This is a genomic window from Sphingomonas gilva, assembly GCF_003515075.1.
Lineage (GTDB): Bacteria > Pseudomonadota > Alphaproteobacteria > Sphingomonadales > Sphingomonadaceae > Sphingomonas > Sphingomonas gilva.
The window spans coordinates 1-24765 of record NZ_QWLV01000005.1 but is presented as its reverse complement, the minus strand read 5'-3'; the positions used below and the strand labels follow the sequence as shown (position 1 = coordinate 24765).

Annotated in this window: 26 protein-coding genes and 1 pseudogene; 10 read left to right on the top strand and 17 right to left on the bottom strand. The window is 67.0% G+C overall.

Annotation, left to right across the window (positions count from 1 at the left end):
- Positions 1–4 precede the first annotated feature (4 nt).
- The 5 genes from D1610_RS11255 to D1610_RS11235 all read right to left on the bottom strand — a co-directional run bounded on the left by D1610_RS11255 (position 5) and on the right by D1610_RS11235 (position 3902).
- A complete protein-coding gene (locus D1610_RS11255; RefSeq protein ID WP_222927000.1) occupies positions 5–274 on the bottom strand; it encodes a hypothetical protein in 270 nt (89 codons plus the stop codon).
- Between the two features lie 127 nt (positions 275–401).
- Positions 402–2207 carry a M2 family metallopeptidase gene (locus tag D1610_RS11250; protein WP_118864292.1) on the bottom strand — a complete coding sequence of 602 codons (1806 nt, stop codon included), beginning with the start codon at positions 2205–2207 and terminating at the stop codon, positions 402–404.
- A gap of 60 nt (positions 2208–2267) precedes the next feature.
- Entirely contained in the window at positions 2268–3029 is a 762-nt protein-coding gene (locus D1610_RS11245) for an alpha/beta fold hydrolase (RefSeq protein ID WP_118864291.1), read from the bottom strand.
- On the bottom strand, positions 3010–3453 hold the full coding sequence (locus D1610_RS11240) for a GFA family protein (RefSeq protein WP_118864290.1): 444 nt from the start codon (positions 3451–3453) through the stop codon (positions 3010–3012). Before D1610_RS11240 ends, D1610_RS11245 begins: the two co-directional genes overlap by 20 nt.
- Positions 3450–3902, bottom strand: coding sequence for a GFA family protein (locus D1610_RS11235; protein WP_118864289.1), 453 nt, complete (start codon positions 3900–3902; stop codon positions 3450–3452). Before D1610_RS11235 ends, D1610_RS11240 begins: the two co-directional genes overlap by 4 nt.
- 201 nt (positions 3903–4103) lie before the next feature.
- Here D1610_RS11235 and D1610_RS11230 point away from each other — a divergent pair, with 201 nt between their 5' ends.
- The 3 genes from D1610_RS11230 to D1610_RS11220 are packed head-to-tail and all read left to right on the top strand — an operon-like array spanning position 4104 to position 7106.
- On the top strand, positions 4104–4505 hold the full coding sequence (locus tag D1610_RS11230; protein WP_245942179.1) for a MarR family winged helix-turn-helix transcriptional regulator: 402 nt from the start codon (positions 4104–4106) through the stop codon (positions 4503–4505).
- Positions 4498–5577, top strand: a complete 1080-nt coding sequence (locus D1610_RS11225) for an HlyD family secretion protein (protein WP_118864287.1) — start codon at positions 4498–4500, stop codon at positions 5575–5577. Before D1610_RS11230 ends, D1610_RS11225 begins: the two co-directional genes overlap by 8 nt.
- Positions 5574–7106: a DHA2 family efflux MFS transporter permease subunit gene (locus tag D1610_RS11220; protein WP_118864286.1), complete on the top strand. Its 1533-nt coding sequence runs from the start codon at positions 5574–5576 to the stop codon at positions 7104–7106. Before D1610_RS11225 ends, D1610_RS11220 begins: the two co-directional genes overlap by 4 nt.
- A 1-nt stretch (position 7107) precedes the next feature.
- Here the strand turns inward: D1610_RS11220 and D1610_RS11215 are convergent, their stop codons facing one another.
- From D1610_RS11215 to soxR, 3 genes are all read right to left on the bottom strand, one after another.
- Entirely contained in the window at positions 7108–8136 is a 1029-nt protein-coding gene (locus tag D1610_RS11215) for an aspartate-semialdehyde dehydrogenase (protein WP_118864285.1), read from the bottom strand.
- A gap of 160 nt (positions 8137–8296) precedes the next feature.
- Positions 8297–10531 (bottom strand): S9 family peptidase, encoded by a 2235-nt coding sequence (locus D1610_RS11210; protein ID WP_118864474.1) that lies wholly within the window; start codon positions 10529–10531, stop codon positions 8297–8299.
- 254 nt (positions 10532–10785) lie between these two features.
- Positions 10786–11229: a redox-sensitive transcriptional activator SoxR gene (gene soxR, locus D1610_RS11205; protein ID WP_118864284.1), complete on the bottom strand. Its 444-nt coding sequence runs from the start codon at positions 11227–11229 to the stop codon at positions 10786–10788.
- 67 nt (positions 11230–11296) lie between these two features.
- Here soxR and D1610_RS11200 point away from each other — a divergent pair, with 67 nt between their 5' ends.
- Entirely contained in the window at positions 11297–11686 is a 390-nt protein-coding gene (locus D1610_RS11200) for a VOC family protein (RefSeq protein WP_118864473.1), read from the top strand.
- Between the two features lie 234 nt (positions 11687–11920).
- On the opposite strand, the gene D1610_RS11195 is transcribed toward D1610_RS11200, so the two are convergent.
- On the bottom strand, positions 11921–12658 hold the full coding sequence (locus tag D1610_RS11195; protein ID WP_118864283.1) for a polysaccharide deacetylase family protein: 738 nt from the start codon (positions 12656–12658) through the stop codon (positions 11921–11923).
- An 80-nt stretch (positions 12659–12738) separates the two neighbouring features.
- On the opposite strand from D1610_RS11195, the gene D1610_RS11190 reads away from it, so the two are divergent.
- Positions 12739–13728, top strand: coding sequence for a patatin-like phospholipase family protein (locus tag D1610_RS11190; RefSeq protein ID WP_147414317.1), 990 nt, complete (start codon positions 12739–12741; stop codon positions 13726–13728).
- A gap of 142 nt (positions 13729–13870) precedes the next feature.
- On the opposite strand, the gene rplS is transcribed toward D1610_RS11190, so the two are convergent.
- Complete coding sequence (gene rplS / locus D1610_RS11185) at positions 13871–14257, bottom strand: 50S ribosomal protein L19 (protein ID WP_118864281.1); 387 nt, start codon at positions 14255–14257, stop codon at positions 13871–13873.
- Positions 14254–14991, bottom strand: a complete 738-nt coding sequence (gene trmD / locus D1610_RS11180) for a tRNA (guanosine(37)-N1)-methyltransferase TrmD (protein ID WP_118864280.1) — start codon at positions 14989–14991, stop codon at positions 14254–14256. The genes rplS and trmD overlap by 4 nt, the downstream gene beginning before the upstream one ends.
- A 71-nt stretch (positions 14992–15062) precedes the next feature.
- On the opposite strand from trmD, the gene D1610_RS11175 reads away from it, so the two are divergent.
- Positions 15063–15980: an NAD(P)/FAD-dependent oxidoreductase gene (locus D1610_RS11175; RefSeq protein ID WP_118864279.1), complete on the top strand. Its 918-nt coding sequence runs from the start codon at positions 15063–15065 to the stop codon at positions 15978–15980.
- Here the strand turns inward: D1610_RS11175 and D1610_RS11170 are convergent.
- From D1610_RS11170 to ffh, 5 genes and pseudogenes are all read right to left on the bottom strand, one after another.
- Positions 15973–16356 (bottom strand): type II toxin-antitoxin system VapC family toxin, encoded by a 384-nt coding sequence (locus tag D1610_RS11170; RefSeq protein ID WP_118864278.1) that lies wholly within the window; start codon positions 16354–16356, stop codon positions 15973–15975. The genes D1610_RS11175 and D1610_RS11170 overlap by 8 nt on opposite strands.
- A complete protein-coding gene (locus D1610_RS11165; protein WP_118864277.1) occupies positions 16349–16624 on the bottom strand; it encodes an AbrB/MazE/SpoVT family DNA-binding domain-containing protein in 276 nt (91 codons plus the stop codon). The genes D1610_RS11170 and D1610_RS11165 overlap by 8 nt, the downstream gene beginning before the upstream one ends.
- A 30-nt stretch (positions 16625–16654) precedes the next feature.
- A complete protein-coding gene (gene rimM, locus D1610_RS11160; RefSeq protein ID WP_118864276.1) occupies positions 16655–17173 on the bottom strand; it encodes a ribosome maturation factor RimM in 519 nt (172 codons plus the stop codon).
- Positions 17174–17377: 204 nt separating this feature from the next.
- Positions 17378–17842, bottom strand: a pseudogene (rpsP, locus tag D1610_RS11155) (30S ribosomal protein S16); the annotation flags it as partial.
- A 36-nt stretch (positions 17843–17878) separates the two neighbouring features.
- Entirely contained in the window at positions 17879–19342 is a 1464-nt protein-coding gene (ffh, locus tag D1610_RS11150) for a signal recognition particle protein (protein ID WP_118864274.1), read from the bottom strand.
- 225 nt (positions 19343–19567) lie between these two features.
- Between ffh and D1610_RS11145 the strand changes: the two genes are divergently transcribed.
- Positions 19568–21187 carry a putative bifunctional diguanylate cyclase/phosphodiesterase gene (locus D1610_RS11145; RefSeq protein WP_118864273.1) on the top strand — a complete coding sequence of 540 codons (1620 nt, stop codon included), beginning with the start codon at positions 19568–19570 and terminating at the stop codon, positions 21185–21187.
- Here the strand turns inward: D1610_RS11145 and D1610_RS11140 are convergent.
- Positions 21162–21740, bottom strand: a complete 579-nt coding sequence (locus D1610_RS11140) for a DUF924 family protein (protein WP_118864272.1) — start codon at positions 21738–21740, stop codon at positions 21162–21164. The two genes, D1610_RS11145 and D1610_RS11140, sit on opposite strands and share 26 nt — an antisense overlap.
- Here D1610_RS11140 and mtaB point away from each other — a divergent pair.
- From mtaB to D1610_RS11125, 3 genes are read left to right on the top strand one after another with little or no spacing between them, the layout of a single operon-like run.
- Positions 21739–22941, top strand: coding sequence for a tRNA (N(6)-L-threonylcarbamoyladenosine(37)-C(2))-methylthiotransferase MtaB (gene mtaB / locus D1610_RS11135; RefSeq protein ID WP_118864271.1), 1203 nt, complete (start codon positions 21739–21741; stop codon positions 22939–22941). The genes D1610_RS11140 and mtaB overlap by 2 nt on opposite strands.
- Positions 22938–23864, top strand: a complete 927-nt coding sequence (ftsY, locus tag D1610_RS11130) for a signal recognition particle-docking protein FtsY (RefSeq protein ID WP_118864270.1) — start codon at positions 22938–22940, stop codon at positions 23862–23864. The genes mtaB and ftsY overlap by 4 nt, the downstream gene beginning before the upstream one ends.
- A gap of 3 nt (positions 23865–23867) precedes the next feature.
- Complete coding sequence (locus D1610_RS11125; RefSeq protein ID WP_118864269.1) at positions 23868–24497, top strand: septation protein A; 630 nt, start codon at positions 23868–23870, stop codon at positions 24495–24497.
- Positions 24498–24765: the final 268 nt, after the last annotated feature.

Genomic DNA, 24765 nt, shown 5'->3' with positions numbered 1-24765 from the left:
GCCGTCAGGCGCGGGCGCGCAGGCTCCGCATCAGCTCGCGGCCATGCTGGGTGATCGAAGCGTAGCGATAAAGCGATCGCATCCCGGCGATCATCACCAATTCATACTGCACCAGACCTTGATCGACGAGGAACTGCACGTCGAGCGCGAACTGGTGCTCGTCGGTCCCCGCGCCCAGGCTGAAGATGTCGAGCGTCGCGGTTTCCGGCCACGCGCGGTCGAGGCGCGTCAGCGCCGCCCTGGCGAACGTCCGCCGCGCGACATCTTCAAGCATCTGGCGGTCGTCGGCCACGGGTTCGCGCTCCGGAAAAGCGAGATTGCGGTGCGCGACCCGAGAGCCCTGTGGGATGCGGTGTGCGTTTAGATTCGGTTCAGACCGGTTAAGATTCGGTTAACGCCGTTCACCAGCCGCATTGCTTGCCGCGGTTCTGCTGGTCGAGCCACGTCTTGAGCGGGGCGAAATATTCGACCATCGCCTTGCCGGACATCTCGCGGTTGCTGGTGAACGCCTCCAGCGCATCGGGCCACGGTTTGGACGCGCCCATCTCCAGCATCGCGTTGAGCTTCGCGCCGACCTCCTTGTCGCCGTAGAAGGAGCAGCGGTGCAGCGGCCCCTTCCATCCGGCCGCATCGCACGCCGCCTTGTAGAACTGGAACTGCAGCAGCCGCGCGAGGAAATAGCGGGTGTAGGGCACGCTGGCCGGGATATGGTATTTGGCGCCCGCGTCGAACTTGCTCTCGTCGCGTTCGGCCGGCGGCTCGATCCCCTGATATTGCAGACGCAGCGCATCCCAAGCCGATTGATAATCGGCCGGCTTGATCTGGCCGGAGAAAATACCCCAGCGATATTTGTCGATCAGCAGGCCGAACGGCAGGAAGGCGACCTTGTCCATCGCCTGGCGCAACAGCAGGCCGATATCCTTGTCCGCGCTCGGCACCTGCGACTGCTGGAGCAGCCCGATCTGGACGAGATACTCAGGCGTGATCGACAGCGCCACCATGTCGCCGATCGCCTCGTGGAAGCCGTCGTTCGCGCCGTCGAGGTGGAGATAATCCTGCTGGTTATAGGCGCGCTGGTAGTAGTTGTGGCCCAGCTCGTGATGGATGGTGACGAAGTCGTCCCCGTTCACCTTGATGCACATCTTGATGCGCAGATCGTCCTTGTTGTCGATGTCCCAGGCGGAGGCGTGGCACTGCACCTCCCGGTCGGCGGGCTTGGTGAACATCGACCGCTGCCAGAAGCTCTCGGGCAGCGGCGCGAAGCCGAGCGAGGAGAAGAAGCCCTCCCCGCCCTTCACCATCTTGATCGGATCATATTGCTTGGCGACGAGCAGATCGGTGATGTCGTAGCCGAGATCGCCCGCGCCCGCCGGCGCTACGATATCGTAGATGTTGCCCCATTCCTGCGCCCACATATTGCCCAGCAGATCGGCGCGGATCGGGCCCGTCTCCGCCTGCACCTGATCGCCGTATTTTTCGTTGAGCTTGTCGCGCGTGAAGCAGTGCAACGCATCGTAGAGCGGCTTGACCTCGCCCCACAGCGCATCGGTCAGCTTGGCGAATTCGGCCGGCGGCATGTCGTAGTTGGATCGCCACATCGCGCCGGCGTCGGCATAGCCGAGCTCCTTGGCGCCCTCGTTCGTCAAGGCGATCAGCTTGGCGTAATCGGCCCGCATCGGCGCACCGACATTATCGTGCCAGCTGGTCCACATTTCCTTGAGCTCGGCCGGGTTGCGGTTGGTGCCCATCGCCGCTTCGATGTCGCTGCCGTTGATCGGCTTGCCGTTCAGCGTGCCGCGCCCCTTGCCGTAGATCGACTGCAGCCCGGTCGAGAGGTTGGCGAGCTCGGTCGCCGCGCCGTCGCGCGTCGGCGCCGGCAGCGTGATGCCGCCGCGCAGCTTGTCGAGCTTGCGCTTGAGCTCTGGCGAGAGGCCGGGCGCCTTCTCGAATTTCGCCGCCTCGAGCGCATATTGGACGCGCAGCTCGGTCAGCGCGGCGGAGGATTCGGCGACCAGCGCATCGGTATCGTCGGTGATGTAGGTGGCGTTGACCCATTCGATGCGGCTGGCGTCGATCGATTCGTCGAACAGCCGCTTCTCGGCGGCGTCGACAAAGGCCTGCGCCTCGGCGGCGGTCTGGGCGTGAGCGGGCGCAGCAACGGCGAGCGCGGCGACGAGCGACAGCGGAGCGAATGCGAACAGGCGCATGATGCGGTTCCCCTTTGTGTTTTGCTATGCCTCGCACAGTGCGCGGGCCGCCACACGGGGTCAACCGGCCAGGAAGTCGGCGATGGCCTCTCCGAAAGGCGCCTTGGTGACGACGTTCATGTGATTGCCCGGCACCTCGACATGCTTCGCCGACGGCATCAACGCGGCGAGCGCCTCATGGCTGCCATTGTCGTCGTCGGCGTCGCCCGCCAGGATCAGCGCCGGCTGGTTGATCGCGGCGATCTCCGCTTCGGTCGTATCGACGAAGCTGTCGAGGATGCCGAGCAGCGCGACGGGATCGCCGCCGGTGGTCTTGAGGAAGGCCTCCGCGAACCACTCGGGCGTCCCCTTTTCGAAGCTGCCGAGATTGCTGAGGACGTTGCGGAAATGCGCGCCGCGCTTGCCGGTGTCGGTCAGCCCCTCCAGCCCCATGCCCGAGACAATGACCTTCCCGGGCGTCGCGCCCTTGACCAGCATGCGCACCACCGTCCGCCCGCCAAGCGAATAGCCGCCCAGGTCGTAATCGATGAGGCCAAGGTGCGCGATCAGCGCCAGACCATCGTCCGCCAGCACATCGGGCGGATAGGCGTTCGGGTTGTGCGGCTTGCCGCTTTCGCCATGCGCGCGCAGATCGGGCATGATCACGCGAAAGCCGCGCGCCGCGATCGCCGCGGCGTGGCCGTAGCGGATCCAGTTGGTGTCCGCGTCCGAGAAATAGCCGTGGAGCAGCACCACCGGCCGCCCCTCTCCCGTTTGATGCCAGGCAAGGCTGACGCCGTCGGGCGCGGCGAAACGATGCGATTCAATCGGGGAGCTTGCCAACGGCCTTGATCCATCTGTCTGTGAGGGGCTTGTATTCGTCAGCGCGGGCGCGCGGCAACGTGCTGGTATCGATCCAGGCTTCGTGCATGCTCTCCACCCCGAAATGATGCCTGGGGTGGAAGCGGGATGGATCATCGAAGCTGCCGACGGTCAGATCCATATTCTCGCTATCGGGATGCGCAAACCCCAGTGGCGTGCCGCACGCCGAGCAGAAAGGGCGCTGCGCGATCGGCGAAGAGGCATACCAGTCGGGCTCGCCATCCCACGCCACCGCCGCCTTTTTCACGTTCTTGAAGGCGATCGACACGCCGCCGGTGGCGCGCTGACACATGCGGCAGTGGCACAGATAGGCGTCGTCATCGCCGATCTCCGCGGTGTAGCGGACGCGGCCACACTGGCAGCCGCCGGTCATCCTGTCGGTCATTCGAGCTCTCCAGGTCCTGCGCCGCGCCAGGCGGCCAGATCCGACGGCTGGGTTTCATGCGCGGGAACGTCCGGGTCAAGCACTACCCAGGGCTGCTTGCGCGAGACCCACAGATGCGCCTGCGGCCTGAGCCAGCCGGTATCGTCGAGCGAACCGGCCTTGACCGTCACGCGGTCGTCGGATGCGCTGGACTGGTGATAGACGCGGCTGCCGCACACGCGGCAGAAATAGCAGCGCGTGCGGGTGCCGAGATCGGTGCCGCGCTCCCACCAGCCGGTTTCTCCCTCGACCGCGAAATGCTCGACGCGCACCGGCAGCGACATGCCGAAGGCGCTGGCCGACTGTTTCTGGCACTCGCGGCAATGGCAGGCATAGACCGCCGGGCGCGGGCCGGTGATGCGGTATCGCACCGCGCCACACTGGCAGCCGCCGGTCAGCGGTTCGTTCATTGGCTCTCTCCCTCATCGCAGGCCGCACTTCGATGAACGTAACGCCGAGCTGGGCGGAAATTGCCGGCGGCACGCGGAGACACGAATGCTGCACCGCAAAAAAAATATTCCGCGTGCCCCTTTCAATAGATAAGCATGCTTAATATATGTGCGCCTATGAGCGAACCTCTTGGCCTTTTGATCGCAGACGTTTCCCGCCTGATGCGGCGCCGCTTCGACGAGCGCGCGCGCACCATCGGCCTCACGCGCGCGCAGTGGCGCACGCTGGTCGTCCTTTCGCGCAACGAGGGCAGCAATCAGGGCAAGCTCGCCGAACTGCTCGATGTCGAACCGATCACGCTGTGCCGCATGGTCGATCGGCTGGAGGAAGCCGGCCATGTCGAGCGCCGCCGCGATCCCGCCGATCGCCGGGCCTGGCTGATCTACCTGACCGACGCCGCCCGCCCGCTGCTCGCCGATATCCGCGTGATCGCCGACGAGCTGTTCGAGGATGCGCTTGCCGGCCTCGACACAGCGGCGCGCGAACAGCTCTACGCGGCGCTCAGCGTCATCCGCGCCAATCTTTCCGACACAACCGAATTGAACGAGGTCGCCAATGGCTGATGCAGACCCTCGCCGCCCCGTGGCCGACGAACTGGCGATCGACGAGACCGCCGTCGCCACTGAAAAGCCGCGCCGCCGCTGGCTGAAGCCGCTGCTGATGTTCGGCGTGCCGCTGCTGATCGCAGCGGTGGTCGGCTATGTCTGGCTGACGTCAGGCCGCTATGTCTCGACCGACAATGCCTATGTCCAGCAGGACATGGTGTCGATCAGCCCCGATGTATCGGGCCGCATCGTCGAGGTGCGCGTGCGCGAGAACCAGACGGTCGAGGCAGGCGACGTGCTGTTCGTCATCGACCCCGAGCCCTATCGCATCGCGCTTGCCCAAGCCGATGCGGCGCTCGCCGCCGCGCGGGTGCAGGTCAATACGATGGCCACCGACACCGGCGGCGCCGCGGCCGATATCCAGAGCGCCAATGCCGATATCGAGCTGGCGCAGGCGACCTATGACCGGCAGGCGGCGCTGATGCAGCGTGGGTTCACCACGCGCGCCGCGCTCGACAGCGCCCGGCACGAGGTGGCGGCAGCTCGCGCCCGTCTGGCCAACGCGCAGGCCGATGCCGCTCGCGCGCGCCAGCAGCTCGGCAGCGGCACCGGCGCGTCGGGCTCCCCTGCGGCAATCCAGGCGGCGCTCGCCCAGCGCGAGAAGGCTGCGCTCGATCTCGAACGCACCACCGTGCGTGCGCCCGCCGACGGCATCGTCAGCCAGACCGGCCGCCTTCAGGTCGGCGGCATCGTGCCGAGCGGCGTGCCTGCATTGAGCCTGGTCAAGAGCGACCATGTCTGGATTGAGGCGAACTACAAGGAAACCGATCTCGCCCACATGGCCGTCGGCCAACCGGTGGCGATCGAGCTCGACGCCTATCCCGATATCGAGGTGCATGGCCGTGTCGCCAGCATCGGCGCGGGCACCGGCTCCGAGTTCTCCGTCCTCCCCGCGCAGAACGCCAATGGCAACTGGGTGAAGGTGACGCAGCGCGTGCCGGTGCGCATCGCCATCGAGGGCAAGCCTGCGCGGCCGCTGATCGCCGGCCTTTCCGCCGACGTCACCGTCGATACCCAGCCGGAGAAATGACCACGGCCCATCCCGGCGAGGCGGCGCTTCCGGTCAAGCACCGCTGGCTGCTCACCATCGGCGTTATGGGCGCGATGGTGATGCAGATCCTCGATACGACCATCGCCAATGTCGCCCTGCCGCACATGCAGACCAGCCTGGGCGCGACGATGGACAGCGTCACCTGGGTGCTGACCAGCTATATCGTGGCCACCGCGATCGCGTTGCCGGCGACGGGATGGCTGTCCGACCGGTTCGGATCGCGCAACCTGTTCCTGATTGCGGTCGGTGGCTTCATCATCGCGTCCATGCTGTGCGGCACCGCCGTCAACCTCGAAGAGATGGTGCTGTTCCGCATCTTCCAGGGCGTGTTCGCCGCCTTCATCAACCCGCTGTCGCAGACCGCGATGCTAGACATCAACCCGCCCGAGCGCCACGCCAAGGCGATGGCGGTATGGGGCATGGGGGTGATGGTCGGGCCGATCCTGGGCCCGGTGATCGGCGGCTGGCTGACCGAAAGCTACAACTGGCGCTGGGTGTTCTACGTCAACCTGCCGGTCGGGGCGCTGACCTTCGCTATCCTGTGGTTCCTGCTGCCGTCTCGGCCGAAGGGCGCGCGGGGCTTTGACATCACCGGGTTCGCGCTGATCGCCATCGCGGTCGCCGCGTTCCAGCTGATGCTCGACCGCGGGCAGGCCGAGGACTGGTTCCAGAGCTGGGAGATCATCGGCTGGGCGGCGCTGTCGGCGATGTTCGCCTGGATGGCGTTGGTGCATCTGGCGACGGCGAAGAATCCGCTGTTCGACCGGCATCTGTTCAAGAACCGCAACCTCGTCACCGGCATGTTCTTCATGCTGGTGATCGGCCTCGCGACGATGGCGCCGATGGCGCTGCTGCCGCCGATGCTGCAATCGCTGTTCGGCTATCCGGTGATCGACACCGGGCTGCTGCTCGCCCCGCGCGGGCTGGGCGTGCTCGTCACCATGTTCCTCGCCGGGCAGCTGATGGGCCGGATCGATCCGCGCTGGATGATCGGCATCGGCTTGGCGATCTTCTCCTTTTCGCTGTGGCAGATGGCGCATTGGTCGCTGGAGATGGATTGGCGGCCGGTGGCGATCAGCGGCTTCGTCCAGGGGCTCGGCATGGGGCTGGTGTTCATGCCGCTGAACGCGATGGCGTTCGCGACGCTCGGCCCGCAATACCGCACCGATGGGGCCAGCCTGCTCAACCTGTTCCGCTCGATCGGCGCCTCGGCCGGCATCTCGATGGTGACGATGTTCCTCGCGCGAAACACGCAGATCAGCCATGCCGATATCGGCCAGCATGTCACCGCGCAGACCATCCCCTCGCTCGACCTCAGCGCCGCCGACCGGTTCGGGTCATTGGCGGAAGGGGTGTTCGCCGCGGCCAATGCCGAGGTGACGCGCCAGGCGATGATGATCGCCTATATCGACGACTTCTACCTGATGGCGATCGTCTCGATCGCCGTCCTGCCCCTGGTGCTGCTGCTCAAGCGGCCGGCGAAGATCGAGATCGTTCACTCCGAATAGGTCAGGCGGCCTTCTTCAGGTGCCGGCGGCCGAGCAGCTCGGCGATCTGCACCGCGTTCAATGCCGCGCCCTTGCGGAGATTGTCGGACACGCACCACAGCGCCAGGCCGTTCTCGACGGTCGGGTCCTCGCGCACGCGGCTGACATAGGTGGCGTATTCGCCGACGCACTCGACAGGGGTGACGTAGCCCGCATCCTCGCGCTTATCGACCAGCATCACGCCGGGCGCCTCGCGCAGGATCGACTGCGCCTGCTTTGCCGAGATCTCGTTCTCGAACTCGATATGCACGGCCTCCGAATGGCCGACGAAGACGGGCACGCGCACGCAGGTGGCGACGACCTTGATCTTGGGATCGAGGATCTTCTTGGTCTCGACCACCATCTTCCATTCCTCCTTGGTGAAGCCGTCATCGAGGAAGCTGTCGATGTGCGGGATCACGTTGAAGGCGATCTGCTTGGTGAACTTGTGCGGAGTCGGCTGGTCGCCGACGAAGATGTCGCGCGACTGCTCGAACAGCTCGTCCATCCCCGCCTTGCCGGCGCCCGAGACCGACTGATAGGTTGCGACGACGACGCGCGTGATCTTCGCCGCATCGTGCAGCGGCTTCAATGCGACGACCATCTGCGCGGTCGAGCAGTTGGGGTTGGCGATGATGTTCTTCTTCGTATAGCCATCGATCGCCTCCGGGTTCACCTCGGGCACGATCAGCGGCACGTCCGGGTCCATGCGGTAGAGCGAGGCGTTGTCGATCACCGTGCAGCCGGCGGCGGCGAAGCGCGGGGCGTGCGCCTTGCTGCCTTCGGAACCGATCGCGAACAGGGCCATGTCCCAGCCGGTGGGGTCGAAATTCTCGATATTCTGGACCTTGAGCTTGCGCCCGGTCTCGCCGAAATCGACCTCGTCGCCCTGGCTGCGCGACGAAGCGAGCACGGCGATCTCATCGATCGGGAATTCGCGCTCCGCCAGGATGTTGAGCATCTCGCGCCCGACATTGCCCGTCGCCCCAGCGACCACCACCCGGTAACCCATTGTTCGACCCTTCAAACTTCGCGGCAAACTTCTCTAAGCTCGCGCATATGCGGTATGAATTTCGCGCCCGTGGCCTTGGCGTGGGGCGTCGCGCGGCGTCCGTAGCAGGACGCCGCGATGTAGGACAGAGGCGCGCGCTTTTGCGCTGCCAAGCCTGGCTTCATTCCGCCTCGAGGACGTGCCGGTCGAGGAAGTCCTCGATCGTCTTCCACAGGTGAACGCTGATGCCGGGCCCGCCGACCGAGTGGGTTTCGCCGGGATAGAGCATCGATTCAAACGGTTGTGCGTTCTTCTGCATCTTCGACATGAGCAAGGTGGTGTTGGTCAGGATGACGTTGTCGTCGGCCATGCCATGGATCACCAGCATCGGATCAACGATCTTCCCCGCCTCCGGAATCACGTCGGAGCTCGAATAGCTTTTCGGGTCCTTGTTCGGATCGCCCAGGAAGCGTTCGGTATAGTGGGTGTCGTAGAGGTCCCACTGGGTCACCGGCGCGCCGGCGATGCCCGCGGCATAGACGCCGGGGTTCGCCGCCAGCATCTTCGCAGTCATATAGCCGCCATAGGACCAGCCATAGGTGGCGATCTTCGCCGGATCGACGAAGCTCTGCCGCTTGAGCCATTCGGCCCCGGCGAGCTGATCGGCGACCTCGACCGATCCCATCGCATGATAGATGTGATCCTCGAACGCCTTGCCGCGATTGGCCGAGCCGCGATTGTCGAGAATGAAGACGACCCAGCCCTTGTCGACCAGATACTGGTGCAGCGGATTGGCCCAGTTGTGCATCACCTGCTGCGATCCCGGCCCGCCATAATGCTGGAAGAACACGGGATATTTCTTGCCCGGCTCGAGCGGCGGGGTGATCATCCGCCAGTGCAGCGTGGTGCCGTCGGCCGCCTTCAGCGTGCCGTACTGGCTCGGCCGGTGGCTCGCCATGTAAGGGAAATAGGGGTGGCCTTCGGCCAGCTTGTTCTCCGCGATCCAGGCGATCTGCTTGCCGTTCGCGTCCGCCAGGTACGACTGAGGCGGATTGTTGGGATTGGAGCGCGTGACGATGATCCGGCTCGCCGCGCCGTCCATCGACGCGCTGTTCCACCAGCCCGCCTCGGTCAGCCGGATGATCTCGGCCGGACGGGCAAGGTCCATCGCGTAGAGATGGCGTTCGAGCACGCCGTCCTTGTTGGCGGTGAAGAACAGCCGCCCCTTGGCCTCATCGAACCCGGCGATGTCGGCGACCTCCCAGTCGCCCTTGGTCAGCTGGGTCCATTTGCCGTCGGCAAAGCGATAGAGATGGCCGTGGCCGTCACGCTCCGACCACCAGATGAAGCTGCCATCGTCCATGAAGCGATAGGCGTCGCTCAAATTGATCCAGCTCCGGTCGCCCGATCTCTCGGTGAACAGCACGCTCGACTTGCCCGTCCGGGGATCGACCTTGAGCATGTCGAGCCGCTTCTGGTCGCGCGACTGGCGCTGGACGTAGAGCGCGGAGGCGTCGGGCGCCCAATCGACCCGGGCGATGTAGATGTCGGTCTCCTCGCCAAGATCGACCTTTACCGGATTGGAGCCGTCGGCGCGCATGATGTGCAGTTCGTTGAGCACATTGGGCGTGCCCGCGCGCGGATAGCGCTGGTCATAGACCTTGGTGCCCTCCGCGCCGATCGCCGCGCGGCTGACGATGCCGACGGGCGCCTCGTCGAAGCGTTGCACCGCGACCATCGCGTCGCCCGGCGACCACCAATAGCCGGTGTAGCGGCTCATTTCCTCCTGCGCGACGAACTCGGCCTCGCCCCAGTGGATCGTGCCGCCGCCGCCCTGGGTCAGCTGCCTCGCCTGCCCGCTCGCCAGATCGACCGCCCACAGATTCTGGTCGCGCACGAACGAGACATACTTGCCCGCGGGGCTGACCACCGCGTTCAACTCGGCTTCGGGCGTCTCGGTCAGGCGGCGGGTCTTGCCGTCCAGCGTGGCGAGATAGAGATCGCCGTCCAACGGCACGAGGATCGACTTGCCGTCGGGCGCCCAGTCATAGCTGACGATGCCCTTCTGCGATCCGATGCGGCGGCGCTCGCGCTGCATCTTCTCTTCCTCCGAAAGCTCGGCGCCGGTGCCGACCGCCTTCGAATCGACCAGCATGCGGGACTGGCCGGTGCGCGTGTCCATCGCCCACAGATCGAGCCGGCTCTGTTCGTCGGCGCGCGGCTTCAGGGAGGTGAGCAGCGTCCCGTCGGGCGAAAGCGTCTGGACGCCGCCGGTCGAACCGCTGAGCCCGGGATTGCCGAACACGCGCTCAAGCGTCAGTTCCCGAGGCGCGCCCGCTTGCGCAGCGTCCTCAGCCATGGCGGGGCTCGCCAGGCACGCGAGCAATGCGCTCGCCAGCAGCCGGGATTTCGGCATCGTCCATCTCCAGTTCCGATTGCGGATCGCCATGCGAATGCAGGCCTATGCCGGGCGTTATCGCGAGGTGAGACGAAGAGGTAAAGGGGTGGATTGAGGGGATATGCGCGCAAAACCTCCCCGGCACGGGGAGGGGGACCGCCGCTCGCAGAGCGGTGGTGGAGGGGGCTCTCCACTAGCGCCGCGCTTGTGGCGCTCCCCCTCCACCAGCCTGCGGCTGGTCCCCCTCCCCGTGCCGGGGAGGATCTCAGCTCCTAATCCAGCACGAAACGCGGACCGGGCCCTTCCCTCCCCAGCCTGTCCTCAGGGTTGGCGAGCTGGCATTTCTCCAGCGAGAGGCAGCCGCAGCCGATGCAGCCGTCGAGGCGATCGCGCATCCGTTCCAGGGTGGCGATGCGCGCGTCGAGCACCTGGCGGAAGCCGCCGCTGATCCGCCGCCAATCCTCCTGCGTGGGCGCGCGGCCGTGGGGAAGCTTGGCCATCTCGCGCGCGATATGGTCGAGCGGGAAGCCGAGGCGCTGCGCGATCAGCGCGAATGAGAGGCGGCGAATGTCCGCGCGCAGATAGCGCCGCTGGTTGCCGCGGGTGCGGTGCGGTTCGACCAGGCCCTTTTCCTCGTAGAAGCGGATCGCCGACACCGACAGGCCGGTGCGACGGGCGAGATCGCCGATGGTGAGCGTGGCGGCGGGTTCGGGCATCTTGACCTCAACCTAGCTTGAGGTTCTATCGGTCGCAATCGCAACGCGAATCATGAGGGACGATGCGATGAACTTCCGAACCGCCGCCACGCTGGAGCACGCCAATCTGACCGTGCGCAACCCGACCCGCACCGCCAGGCTGATGTGCCACCTGTTCGACTGGCATATCCGCTGGGAGGGCGCCGCGATGGCCGGCGGGCGCACCGTGCATGTCGGATCGGAGGACAGCTACCTGGCGCTCTACACGCTGGAAGGCGAGGCGACCGATCCCGACATCTTCGCCAAGGGCCGCCCGCTCAACCATGTCGGCGTGCTGGTGCACGACCTCGACGGCGTTGAGGCGCGGGTGAAGGCGGCCGGGCTGACGCCCTTTTCGCACGGCGATTACGAGCCCGGGCGGCGGTTTTATTTCCTCGACCATGACGGGATCGAGTTCGAGGTGGTGTGTTATGGCTAGCGTGGGGACAGGTCAGCGCCCGGCCTCCAGGGGTTCGCCTTATCCAAAGGCGTCATGCCGGGCTTGTTCCGTGTTCGAGCTTTGACTTGCCCCCGGCAAGTCAAGAATCCAGCCGGGGGATGGATTCTCGCTCGAATACCATCGTGCCACGATCCGCGAGGGCGTTTGTGGAGAGATGGACCCCGGAACAAGTCCGGGGTGACGGTTAGGGAGAGAGGAGCGCTTATTAGTCGATCACCCAGCCTCTTCGCGCGCTTCGACCTCGAGTAACTCACGCACCGTGACCACGCGATACCCCGCGGCGCGCAGGCGGGTCAGGATCAGCGGCAGCGCTTCTCGCGCCGTCCGGCCGCTTGCGTACATCGGGTGCATCAGGATGATCGAGCCCGGTCTGACGCCGCGCATGATGTGATCGGCATAGGCGGCCGGATCGCTGACGCTGCCGGGTGGATCCTCGACGTCCCAAGTGATCATGCGCAGGCCGGCGCGTTCCACCGCGATCGGCAGACCGGTCAGCTTCTTGCCATAAGGCGGACGGAACAGCAGCAGCCCGTTCACCCCTTCGGCGCGGAGCAGGCGGTTGGTCCGTTCAAGCTCTTCGGCATAGGCGCCGGGGAACAGGCCGAGCATGCGATCGTGGGCGTAGCTGTGATTGGCGATCTCGTGCCCCGCCGCCGCCAGTCGCCGCGCGAGGCCGGGATGCCGCTCCATCTCCTGGCCGATCAGGAAGAAGGTCGCGCGCGCGCCGTGCTCGCGGAGCACCGGGAGCAGCGCCGCGACGCCCTGCGGCGTGGGGCCGTCGTCGAAGCTCAGCGCGACGAGCTTTTGACTGGTCTGGACGCGGCAGGTGATCTCGCCGACCAGCTGGAAGCAGCGCGCGCGGCCGACCTGCCACAGTGCGTAGCCGATAATGGCGGCCGCCAGGACGAGGACGAGCGCCCATTTCAGGCGGCGGCGTGTGACGAGCCTCATGGCGGCATCTAGGGCGAAACGTGGGCGCGACGCCAGACCGGCTCCCCGCAAGAGCCGTTCCGGGGTGACGAGTCCGGAGGGTGGATGTATTCTACTCCAATATGGCCGGCGGACTTGCCATCGTGCTGAGCGGCGGAGGGGCCAAGGGCGCCTTCCAGGTCGGCGTGCTCGACGAGCTGATCACGCGGCGCGGGGTGGAGGTCGATATCTTCGCCGGGGTCTCCACCGGCGCGATCCAGGCGCTGGGCGGGGCGCAGGGCGACATTCCCGGCCTGATGGCGGCGTGGCTGGCGCTGAGGGGCAATGACGACGTCTATCGCGGGCGGCCGCTCGGCATCATCGGCGGGCTGCTCGGGGCCAATTCGATCTACGACACGCGGCCGATCCGCGCGCGGATCAAGGCGTTCGCCGATGAGGCGAAGCTGCGCGCGAGCGGCAAGAAGCTGCTGCTGGGCGTGGTCAGCCTGACCTCCGGCGAGTTCCGCAGCATCCATGAGGACACGCCGAACATTGCCGACTGGGTTTATGCCAGCTCGGCCATGCCGGTGTTCTTCCCGCCGCTCCTCACCCGCGACGCGCAGGGTCGCGAGGAGCAGTGGGTCGATGGCGGGGTGCGCAACGTGACGCCGCTCGACGCCGCGCTCGAATGGAATCCGCGCGCGGTGCTGGTGGTGGCCGCCTCGCCGATCAACCCCTCCCCCACGCCGGCGCGCCTCTATGACGATCTGGTCGCGGTGGCGCTGCGATCGGTCGGCATCCTGCAATCGGAGATCGTCTCCAACGACACCGCCAATGCCGACCTGATCAACGACCTGATCGCCGCGCGCGAGACGCAGGCGGTGGCGCTGGCGCGCGCCGGGGTGCCGCCGGCCAGGGCCGCGGCGATCCTCGCCCCGCTCGACCGCGCGCTTTCGACCTACCGCTTCGCGCCGATCCGCATCCTCGCGCCCACGAAGGAGGTGGCCGAGACGCTGGAGTTCGATCCGGCCAACATCCGGCGGGGGATCGATCTGGGGCGGAAGGCGGTGCGCGACGCGTGGGCGATGCTGACGCCGATCCTCATGCCTTGAAAAGCCAGGCCACCCACTTCCCGTTCGTTTCTCGACTGCGCTCGAAACGAACGGATGTTGGGGATATGGCGCAAATGATGACAACAAAAAGGGCGCGGAACCATCAGCCCCGCGCCCTTCTTTTTCTTCGCCGTGCGGCGGATCAGGCCGAGGCCTTCTCCTCGGTGCGGACCTCGCGGCGCTCGGCGATGCGGGCCGACTTGCCGGTGCGGCCGCGCAGATAATAGAGCTTGGCGCGGCGGACGGCGCCCTTGCGCACCACTTCGATCGAATCGACATTGGGCGAATAGAGCGGGAAGACGCGCTCGACACCCTCGCCGAACGAGATCTTGCGCACGGTGAAGCTGGAGCCCATGCCCTTGTTGGCGCGGGCGATGCACACGCCTTCGAAATTCTGCACGCGGGTGCGTTCGCCTTCGACCACCTTGACGCCGACCTTCAGCGTGTCGCCGGGGCGGAATTCGGGGATCTTCTTGGCCTCGGTGATCTTGGCGATCTGCTCGGCCTCGAGCGTCTGGATCAGGTTCATCGTTCTTCGTCCTTGGACCTTCGCTGCGCGCCAGAGGGCGACTGGACCCGAGCGCCCTCATGGCGCTCCCAAAGATCCGGCCGCCGTGACCGTGTATCCGACTCCGCCTGCGCCTTACGCCAGGCGGCGATCTTCGCATGATCCCCCGATCGCAGCACTTCGGGGATCGTGCGCCCTTCCCATGTGACGGGGCGGGTATAATGCGGATATTCGAGGAGGCCGCTTTCGAAGCTTTCCTCGTCCCCGCTGGAAGCCGCGCCCATTACGCCGGGAATGAGGCGAATGCAAGCGTCGAGCAGCACCAGAGCGGCGGTTTCGCCGCCCGACAGCACATAGTCGCCGATCGACACCTCCTCGACGCCGCGCGCCTCGAACAGGCGCTCGTCGAAGCCTTCGAAGCGGCCGCACAGGATGACCGCGCCGGGGCCTGCCGCGAGGGTACGGACGCGCGCCTGGGTGAGCGGGCGGCCGCGCGGCGTCATCGCGAGGATCGGCCGGCCATCGGCGACGCTGTCGAGCGCGGCGGCGACGATATCGGCGCGCAGCACCATCCCCGCGCCGCCGCCCGCGGGCGTGTCGTCGACGGTGCGGTGCCGGTCGGTGGCGAAGGCGCGGATATGCACCGTCTCCAGCGTCCACAGCCCCTCCGACAGCGCGCGCCCGGCAAGGCTGTGCGCCAGCGGGCCCGGAAACATCTCGGGGTAGAGCGTCAGGACGGAGGCGGCGAAGGACATGCTCTCCCCTTCCCGCCCCCGGCGCTCGCATGCAAGCCGGAACCATCGTCACCACGGCGGATTGAGCGGCGATGGATGAACGACCGATCGACTGCCTGATCGTCGGCGGCGGCCCGGCGGGGCTGACCGCGGCGATCTATCTGGCGCGCTATCACCTCCACATCTGCGTGGTCGATGCGGGCGACGGGCGCTGCGCGATGATCCCGCGCACGCACAACCATGCCGGCTTTCCCGGCGGCATTCCGGGGCGCGAGCTGCTCGCCCGGATGCGCGCGCAGGCGGCGGAGTTCGGCGTCGGCATCGTGGACGCGACGGTCGACCGGCTGGAACGCGAAGGAGAGAATTTCGCGATCAAGATCGGCGACGACGTCAAGACGGCACGCGCGGTGCTGCTGGCGACCGGCGTGGTCAACCACCGCCCGCCGATCGACGATGCGGTGCATGACGAGGCGCTCGAGCGCGGCCTGCTTCGCTATTGCCCGGTGTGCGACGGCTATGAGGTGACGGATCAGCGTGTCGGCGTGATCGGCACCGGCGATCACGGCGCGCGCGAGGCGCTGTTCCTGCGCGGCTTCACCCGCGACGTGACGCTGATCGCGCCCGACGCCGAGCACGCGATCCCCCGGAAGGACCGTGCGCGGCTGGAGGAGGCGGGCGTGGAGATCGCCGACGGGCCCTGCGGCCCGCTGCGCATCGATGGCGACAAGATCGTGGCGGATACGCCCGCCGGGCCGCTCGCCTTCGACAGCGTCTATCCCGCGCTCGGCTCGCGCATCAGGTCGCGGCTGGCGCAGATGGTGGACGCGGAGATGAGCGGGGACGGCTGCCTGGTCGTCGATGCGCACCAGCGCACCAGCGTTCCCGGCCTCTATGCCGCAGGCGACGTGGTGAAAGGGCTGGACCAGATCAGCCACGCGATGGGCGAAGCCGGGGTGGCGGCGACGACGATCCGCAACGATCTCGCGGAGAAACGGCCCGTGCTCAGGTGAGCGGGAGCGTCCAGTTTTCGACGCGCAGATCGGGGATGTCAGCGAAATCGGCGGTGTTGTTGGTAACCAGCGTCACGCCGAGCGATAGTGCATGGGCGGCGATCAGGCGGTCGAAACGCGCGCGCCGGAACGGCAGCCTCGCATAGGCTAGGGCAGCGACGGTGTCGAATTCGCGAACTTCCACGACGTCGAACAACGCCTGTGCTGCTTTGGTCTGAGCAAGCGGGATACCGTGCATGACCTCAGCATAGGCAATCGCAGAGGTGATGATTTCGCCCGGTTCAAATTCAGCGATCCGAAGCGCCGGCGCACAAGCGGCGTCATCCAGAACGTAGATCGCGATATTCGAATCGATCAAAAAGCGCGCGTCAGCCACGCTTGAGCAGCTTTCCTTCCCAATCGAGCTCGCGCTCCTCGAACTCTCGCTCCTCTCGCGTCAAAGGCTTCAGCCCCGGTATCGATCCCGCGATACCGGTCAGGTCGATCTTCTTGGGTTTGGGCGGCGGCGCGGGTTCGAAGCTGTATTTGCCCTGTTCCTCACGCAGCACCATGCGATCGCCTTCCTTCAGGCCGAGCGCCTTGGGGAGCCGCAACGCGACCGAGTTGCCCGACTTGAAGACCTTGGCTTCGTACTCGACGCCCATCGCCGCCTCCGTATATACATGCTGTATATACTAAGTCGCGAAGGCAGCGTCAATCACCAGCCGGTCCGCATCCCATTCGGGCACCGCCTCTGCGCGCATCGGAACCATGAAGCGTTTGCCGTCGGGGCGCTCGATCTCGATCACGTCGCCCGCGCCGAAATCGTCGATCGCGACCACGCGGCCGAGCGCTTCGCCGCCGGTTGAGACGGCGAGCAGGTCGAGCAGGTCGGCGTGGTAGTATTCGCCCTCGGCGAGTGGCGGCAGCGCCGAACGGGGAACGCTGAGTTCGGTGCCGCGCAGGCGTTCGGCGGCGTTGCGATCGGGTATCTCGGCAAATCGGGCGATCATGCCGTTGGAGCCTTCACGCAATGATTTCAGCGTGAAGGCGCCCGCATTGAAGATGCGATATGCGCTGAGATCCTCGGCGAAGACCTTCAGGCGCACCTCGCCCGTCACGCCGTGCGCGCCGGTGACGACGGCCAGCGTGACGGGACGATCACTCCCACTCCCCTTTAGGGGAGGGGGTTGGGGGGTGGGGGAGTCAGGCATGGAGGCTCCAGACAGGCCCCACCCCAACCCCTCCCCTGAAGGGGAGGGGCTTTATCATCAGGCCTTGGCTTCTTCTTCCTCGGCCGCGCCTTCGGCGGGAGCCGATGCGGATTCGTCGCTCGCTACTTCGGCGGCGGGCTCGTCCGCGCCCTCGGCGGGAGCCTCGGCGGAGACACCTTCGTTGGTGGCTTCATCGGCCGGGGTGGCTTCGGCTTCGGCCTCGGGGGCAGCTTCCTCGACCTTCTCGGCGGCGACTTCGACGGTCTCCTCCTCGGCGGCGGCTTCCTCGACCGCAGGCGCGGCGGCCGCCTCAGCGGCGGCTTCGTCCGCCGCCTTCAGCTTCTCGGCACGCTCTTCGGCGCGCTCCTTGGCCTTTTCGCCGGGCTCGGCCTTTTTCGGATTGTTGCGCGCGGCGCGCTCGCGCACGCCGGCGGCGTCGAGGAAGCGGGCGACGCGGTCGGTCGGCTGCGCGCCGACGCTCAGCCAATGCCTAGCGCGCTCGCCGTCGAGCACCACGCGCTTCTCGTCATCCTTGGCGAGCAGCGGGTTGTAGGTGCCGATCTTCTCGATGAACTTGCCGTCACGGGGCGAGCGGCCGTCGGCGACGACGATGCGATAATAAGGGCGCTTCTTGGAGCCGCCGCGCGACAGACGAATGCTGGTAGCCATGTTAGTTCCTTCTGCTTTCTATTCAGGTTGATACGCTTATTTCTTCATGAACTTGTCGAAGCCGGGCGGCAGCTGCGGCATGCCGCCGCCCGCGCCGGGCAGTCCGGGAAGGCCGCCACCTCCCCCGCCGCCGAACATCCCGGCAATGCCGCCACCTGGGCCCTTGCCGCCGCCCAGCATTCCGGCCAGCCCCTTGAGGCCGCCCATCTTCCTGAGCTTCTTCATCGCGGTGGACATTTCCTGGTGCATCTTGAGCAGCTTGTTGACGTCCTGCACCGTGGTGCCGGAACCCTTGGCGATGCGGATCTTGCGCTTGGCGTTGATCAGCTCGGGCTTGATCCGCTCCCGGGGCGTCATCGACCCGACCATCGCCTCCATGCGGATCAGCACCCGATCGTCGACCGCGCCCGAGGCCATGGCCGCCTGCGCCTTCTTCATGCCGGGGATCATGCCCGCCAGCGCGCCGAGGCCGCCCATGCGCCGCATCTGGCCGAGCTGCGCCTTCAGGTCGTTCATGTCGAACTGACCCTTGGCAAGCTTGGCCGCCATCTTCTCGGCTTCGTCCTGCTGGATCGATTCGGCGGCGCGCTCGACCAGGCTGACGACGTCGCCCATGCCGAGGATGCGGCCCGCGACGCGCGACGGGTGGAACGCCTCGATCGCATCGAGCTTCTCGCCGGTGCCGGCGAACTTGATCGGCTTGCCCGTGACCGCGCGCATCGACAGCGCCGCGCCGCCGCGCGCATCGCCGTCCATGCGGGTCAGCACCACGCCGGTCAGCGGCACCTGCGCCGAGAAATTGCTGGCGACATTGACCGCATCCTGGCCGGTCAGCGAGTCGACGACGAGCAGGATCTCGTTCGGCGTCGCGACATCGGCGACCGCCTTCATCTCGTCCATCAGCGCCTGATCGACGTGCAGCCGGCCCGCGGTGTCGAGCATGACGACATCGAAGCCCTGCAGCTTCGCCGCCTGCAGCGCGCGCCGGGCGATGTCGACCGGCTGCTGGCCCTGGACGATCGGCAGCGTCGCCACCTCCGCCTGCGTGCCGAGCACGGCGAGCTGTTCCTGCGCCGCGGGGCGATTGACGTCGAGCGACGCCATCAGCACCTTCTTGCGCTCCTTGGCCAGCCGCTTGGCGATCTTGGCGGTGGTCGTGGTCTTGCCCGAGCCCTGCAGGCCGACCATCATTATGACCGCGGGCGGGGTCACGTCGATCGCGAGATCGGACGCCTCGGCGCCGAGCATCTCGATCAGCGCGTCGTTGACGATCTTGACGACCTGCTGGCCCGGCGTGACCGAGCGCAGCACCTGCTGCCCCACCGCCGCTTCCGTGACCTTCTCGACGAAATCGCGCGCGACGGGGAGCGCCACGTCCGCCTCGAGTAGTGCGACGCGCACCTCGCGCATTGCCGCGCGCACATCGGCCTCGCCCAGCGCGCCGCGCCCGCGAAGCTTGTCGAATACGCCGCCCAGGCGATCGCTCAGGGTCTCGAACATCGTCACCTCAAATCAGCGCCGCGCGACAACGCAAGAAACGCCGGCGGACGAAACCTCGTCGGCCGGCGTCGGACCCGGATTCGGGGCCGTTCGGATGTCATCGCTTGGCGATACCGGCGCGCACTTAGTCCATGCGCGTAATTTTCGCAAGCCGGCACAGGATTAACCGATATTATACCCTGGCGGTGGCATCGCCCGTCCATGGGGCTTTCGTGGGGGTGGACGATGGACGAGAAGGCGGGCGTCAGTGCCGCCAGATCAGTGAGGGCCAGCCGCCGCGACGTGTTCGCGGCTGGCGTGACCACGGCAGCGATCCTGCTGTTCGTCGGCACCGGCGGCTCGGTCATGTCCTCCATCACCGCGACGATCTCCGGCCAGGGCGACGGCACCGACCGCAGCCTGGTCGTGGCGCTGCTGCTCAACATCGCGCTGATCCTGTTCGGCTGGCGCCGCTATCGCGACCTGGCCGAGGAGGTGCAGGAACGCACCGCCGCCGAGGAGCGTGCGCGCCAGCTCGCCTCGCGCGATCCACTGACCGGCTTCCTCAACCGCCGCTCGCTCGCCGAAAGCGGCGCCGAACTGCTGCAGCGCGCCGAGCGCCGCGACAAGACCGTGGCGATGCTGCTGCTCGATCTCGACCATTTCAAGACCGTCAACGACATGAACGGCCATGCCGCCGGCGACGCCCTGCTGTGCCAGGTGGCCGAGCAGATCGGCGAGACGATGCCCCCCGGCGCGCTGACGGCGCGCTTCGGCGGCGACGAGTTCGCCTGCGCGTTCCTCTACGACGCCAATGCGCCCGATATCGTCGACCGCATCGTCGAACGCCTGCTGTCGCGGCTTGCCACGCCATTCATGGCGACGGGGGCGCTCGTCCACATCTCCGGATCGATCGGCATCGCACGGTCGGAGGATGATTGCGCGACGGTCGATTCGCTCGTCCGCCGCGCGGACATCGCGATGTATCACGCCAAGGGCGCGGGCCGGAACCGGTACTGCTGGTTCGATTCGTCGATGGAGATGGAGCTGAAGGCGCGCAACGATCTGGAGATCGGCCTGAGAAGCGCCATTCCGGCGGGCGAGATCGTCCCCTATTTCGAGCAGCAGATCGACCTCAAGACGGGCAAGCTGCTCGGCTTCGAGGTGCTGGCGCGCTGGGAGCATCCGTCACGCGGCATGATCTCGCCCGAGCTGTTCATCCCGATCGCCGAGGAGACCGGCCTGATCGGCGAACTGTCGACCTCTATCATGCGCCAGGCCTTCATCGCCGCGCGCGACTGGGACGCGTCGATCACGCTTTCGGTCAACATTTCGCCGGGCGAGCTGCGCGACCCCTATCTGGCGCAGAAGATCGTCCGCCTGCTGGTCGAGACGGGCTTCCCCGCCGGGCGGCTGGAGATCGAGATCACCGAGACCTCGCTGTTCGAGAATCTCAGCCTGGCGCAATCGATCATCGGCAGCCTGAAGAACCAGGGCATCCGCATCGCGCTCGATGATTTCGGCACCGGTTACAGCTCGCTCGCGCATCTGCGCGCGCTGCCGTTCGACCGGATCAAGATCGACCGCAGCTTCGTCACCTCGATCAACGACAATTCCGAAAGCGCCGCGATCGTCAACGCCATCGCGCGGCTGGGCGACAGCCTCAACCTGCCGATCACCGCCGAAGGGGTCGAGGATCAGGCGATCCAGGACCGGCTGAACGGGCTCGGCTGCTCCAAGGGCCAGGGCTGGCATTTCGGCAAGCCCGTGGGCATCGCCGGCGCGCGCGTGCTGCTCGCCGAGCGCAACCTGCTCGCCGCGCGGACCGCCGAGCCCGAGGTCAATAGCCTGCGCCAGGCTGGCTGAGATATTCGAGCTCCTCGGGCGTCGATCTTCGCCCGAGCGCCTGGTTGCGGTGGGGAAAGCGGCCGAACCGGTCGATCAGCGCCTTGTGGCCTTGCGCATATTCCAGCACTTGCCGGTCGCCCAGCCTGGCGAACAGCGCGACGCTTTCCGCCTGCACGTTCGCATCCTCCGCATGCTGGAACGGCATGTAGAGGAACTGGCAGCGCTCGGTATCCATGCCGGTGTCCCACCCGTTGGCGATCGCCTCGCGCGCGAGCGAGAGCGCCAGCGCGTCCGCCTCGAAGGCGCGGGGACCGCCGCGATGGATGTTTCGCGAGAACTGGTCGAGCGCGATCACCGCGGCGAGCAGGCTGTCGGCATCGGCGCGCCAGCCCGACGCGCCGCTTGCGAGGATGGCGTCGCGGACATCGCCGAAGCGGCGCTCGCATTCGCGGTCGACCGCGTCGTCCTTGGCGAAGCGGGCTTCGGCCGGCATTTCATCGAACCAGAAGCGCAGGATCGCGGCCGCCTCTGCATGGACTTCTCGCACCTTGCCTCCTAGATCGTCCGCCATGTCGCTCCTTTCCACGTCCGGGCCCGATATCGTCAGCCTGGGCTGCCGTCTCAACATCGCCGAAAGCGAAAATATCCGCGCGCTGCTGGGCGGGCGCGAGGCGATCGTGATCAACAGCTGCGCGGTGACGGCGGAGGCGGTCCGCTCCACCCGCCGCGCGATCCGCCGCGCCCGCGCGCGGCGGCCGCATGCGCCGCTCTACGTCACCGGCTGCGCCGCGACGATCGATCCGCAAGCGTTTCGCGGCATGGTGGAGGTCGACCATGTCGTCCCCAACGCCGCCAAGCTCGCGCCCGAAAGCTGGGGCGCGGCGGCCGCCCCTGCCCCGCCCGCCTTCACCGGCCATGCCCGCGCGTTCGTCGAGGTGCAGAACGGTTGCGACCATGGCTGCACCTTCTGCATCATCCCCGCCGGGCGCGGCGCGTCGCGCTCGCTGCCCGCGGGCGGGGTGATCGAGCATGTCCGCGCGCTGGTCGATGGCGGCCACCGCGAGGTGGTGCTGACCGGGGTGGACCTCACCAGCTACGGCCCCGATCTGCCCGGCCGGCCGACCCTGGGCGCGCTCGTGCAGCGCATCCTGGCGCATGTCCCGCAGCTCGAGCGGCTGCGGCTCTCCTCGCTCGACTCGATCGAGATCGACGACGCGCTGTTCGAGGTGCTGACCGGCGAGGACCGGGTGATGCCGCACGTCCACCTCTCGCTTCAGGCGGGCGACGATATGGTGCTCAAGCGGATGAAGCGCCGCCACGCGCGCGCCGACGCGATCCGCATCGTCGAGCGGCTGAAGGCGGCGCGGCCGGATATCGCGATCGGCGCCGATCTGATCGCGGGCTTCCCCACCGAGACGCCAGAGATGTTCGCCAATACCGCCCGCCTGATCGAGGATTGCGACATCGTCTTCGCGCACATCTTCCCCTTCTCAGCCCGAGAGGGAACGCCCGCCGCGCGGATGCCGCAGGTGGAGCCCGAGGTGATTCGCGCGCGCGCGGCCGAGCTGCGAGCGCTGGGCGAGGCGCGGAAGGCGAAGTGGCTTTCCGACCTAGTCGGTACGACGCAGCGCGTGCTGGTCGAGCGGCCGGGCGATCGCGGCCATGCGGAAAACTTCGCCGAAATCCGGCTTCCGCCTGCCGCCGTCGGCTCGGTGGCCACGGTTCGCATCACCGCCGCCGACGGCGCCATCCTCACCGGAATACCCGCATGACCCCGCCATCCTGGCACCAGCGCCTGCTCGGCGGGTTCAAGCGCACCAGCGGGCGGCTGGGCGACAACCTCACCGGCCTGCTCGGCACCCAGCATCTCGACGACGCCACGCTCGACGAGATCGAGGACGCGCTGATCGCCTCCGATCTCGGCCCCGCCACCGCCGCCAAGGTCCGTGAACGGCTGTCGACCGAGCGCTACGAGAAGATGGACGCGCGCGGCGTGCGCGTGGTCGTCGCCGAGGAGATCGCCAAGGTGCTCGCGCCCGTGGCGAAGCCGCTGGAGATCGAGGCGTTTCCGCGCCCGCAGGTGATCCTCGTCATCGGGGTCAACGGATCGGGCAAGACCACCACCATCGCCAAGCTCGCGCATCTCCTGACCGAACAGGATTATTCGGTGATGCTGGTCGCGGGCGACACCTTCCGCGCCGCCGCGATCGGGCAGCTCCAGGTCTGGGCCGATCGCGTCGGCGTGCCGCTGATCTCGGGCAAGGAGGGCGGTGACGCGGCGGGCCTGGTCTACGAAGGCGTCAAGCGCGGCACCGCCGAGGGCATCGACGTGCTGATCGTCGACACCGCCGGGCGCCTGCAGAACAAGCGCGAGCTGATGGACGAACTGTCCAAGATCCGCCGCGTCCTCGGCCGCCTCAATCCGGAAGCGCCGCACGACGTCGTGCTGGTGCTCGACGCGACCACCGGCCAGAACGCCTTGAGCCAGATCGACGTGTTCAAGGAAAGCGCCGGCGTCACCGGGCTGGTGATGACCAAGCTCGACGGCACCGCGCGCGGCGGCGTGCTGGTCGCCGCGGCGGAGCGCACCGGCCTTCCCATCCACGCGATCGGCGTGGGGGAAACCCTGGACGACTTTCGCCCGTTCGATCCGAACGAGGTCGCCCGCATCATCGCGGGCGTTGATGAGGTTTGAAGCATGAATGACGCCGCGCCCTCGCAGCCGGAGGGCAACCCGCTGGTCAAGCTGGCGGTCGATTTCGGCCCGCTGGTGGTGTTCTTCGCGGTCAACACGCTGACCGGCGGCCTCGCCATCACGCGCGTGCTTACCGCCACCGCCGCCTTCATGGTCGCGACCGCGATCGCGATGATCGTCTCACGCTGGAAGCTCGGCCATATCTCGCCGATGCTGTGGATGTCGGGCGCGCTGGTGCTGGTGTTCGGCGGGCTGACGCTGTGGTTCCACGATGAGACCTTCATCAAGATGAAGCCGACCATCGTCTACGCGATGTTCGCGGCGATCCTGGGCTTCGGCCTCGCCACCGGGCGCCCGCTGCTCAAGATGCTGCTCGAGGCCGCCTATCCCGGGCTGACGGCGGAAGGCTGGCGCAAGCTGACGATCAACTGGACGATCTTCTTCATCGGCATGGCAGTGCTCAACGAGATCGTCTGGCGCAGCACGAGCTGGGACTTCTGGGTTGGCTTCAAGCTGTGGGGCGCGGTGCCGCTCACTATCCTGTTCGCGATCGCCAACATTCCCATGCTGTTGAAGCACGGTCTCAACACCGATCCAAAGCAAGCGGCGGCGGCGATCCCGCCCGAAGGCTAGGCGGATCGCCAGTTAATTCCTCCCCTCCCTAAGAGGGGGCCTTATTGGCCGAAGGCTAGGGTCCAAACTCAATTAGAACAGGGATCGTGATCGCCCGTGGAAGCCCGCCGACAAGGAGCGCGGCGCAGACGCGTAGCCGAAGCTACGCGCAAGCAAGCGACGGATGTGCAGGCCGCCGTGTCCCCCGGACACGGCTGGAACGATGCGGGGCATCGTTCCACCTGCACATCCAGCGGGCCTCTCCGGGCGACCGCCTCGGCGGCGGGCG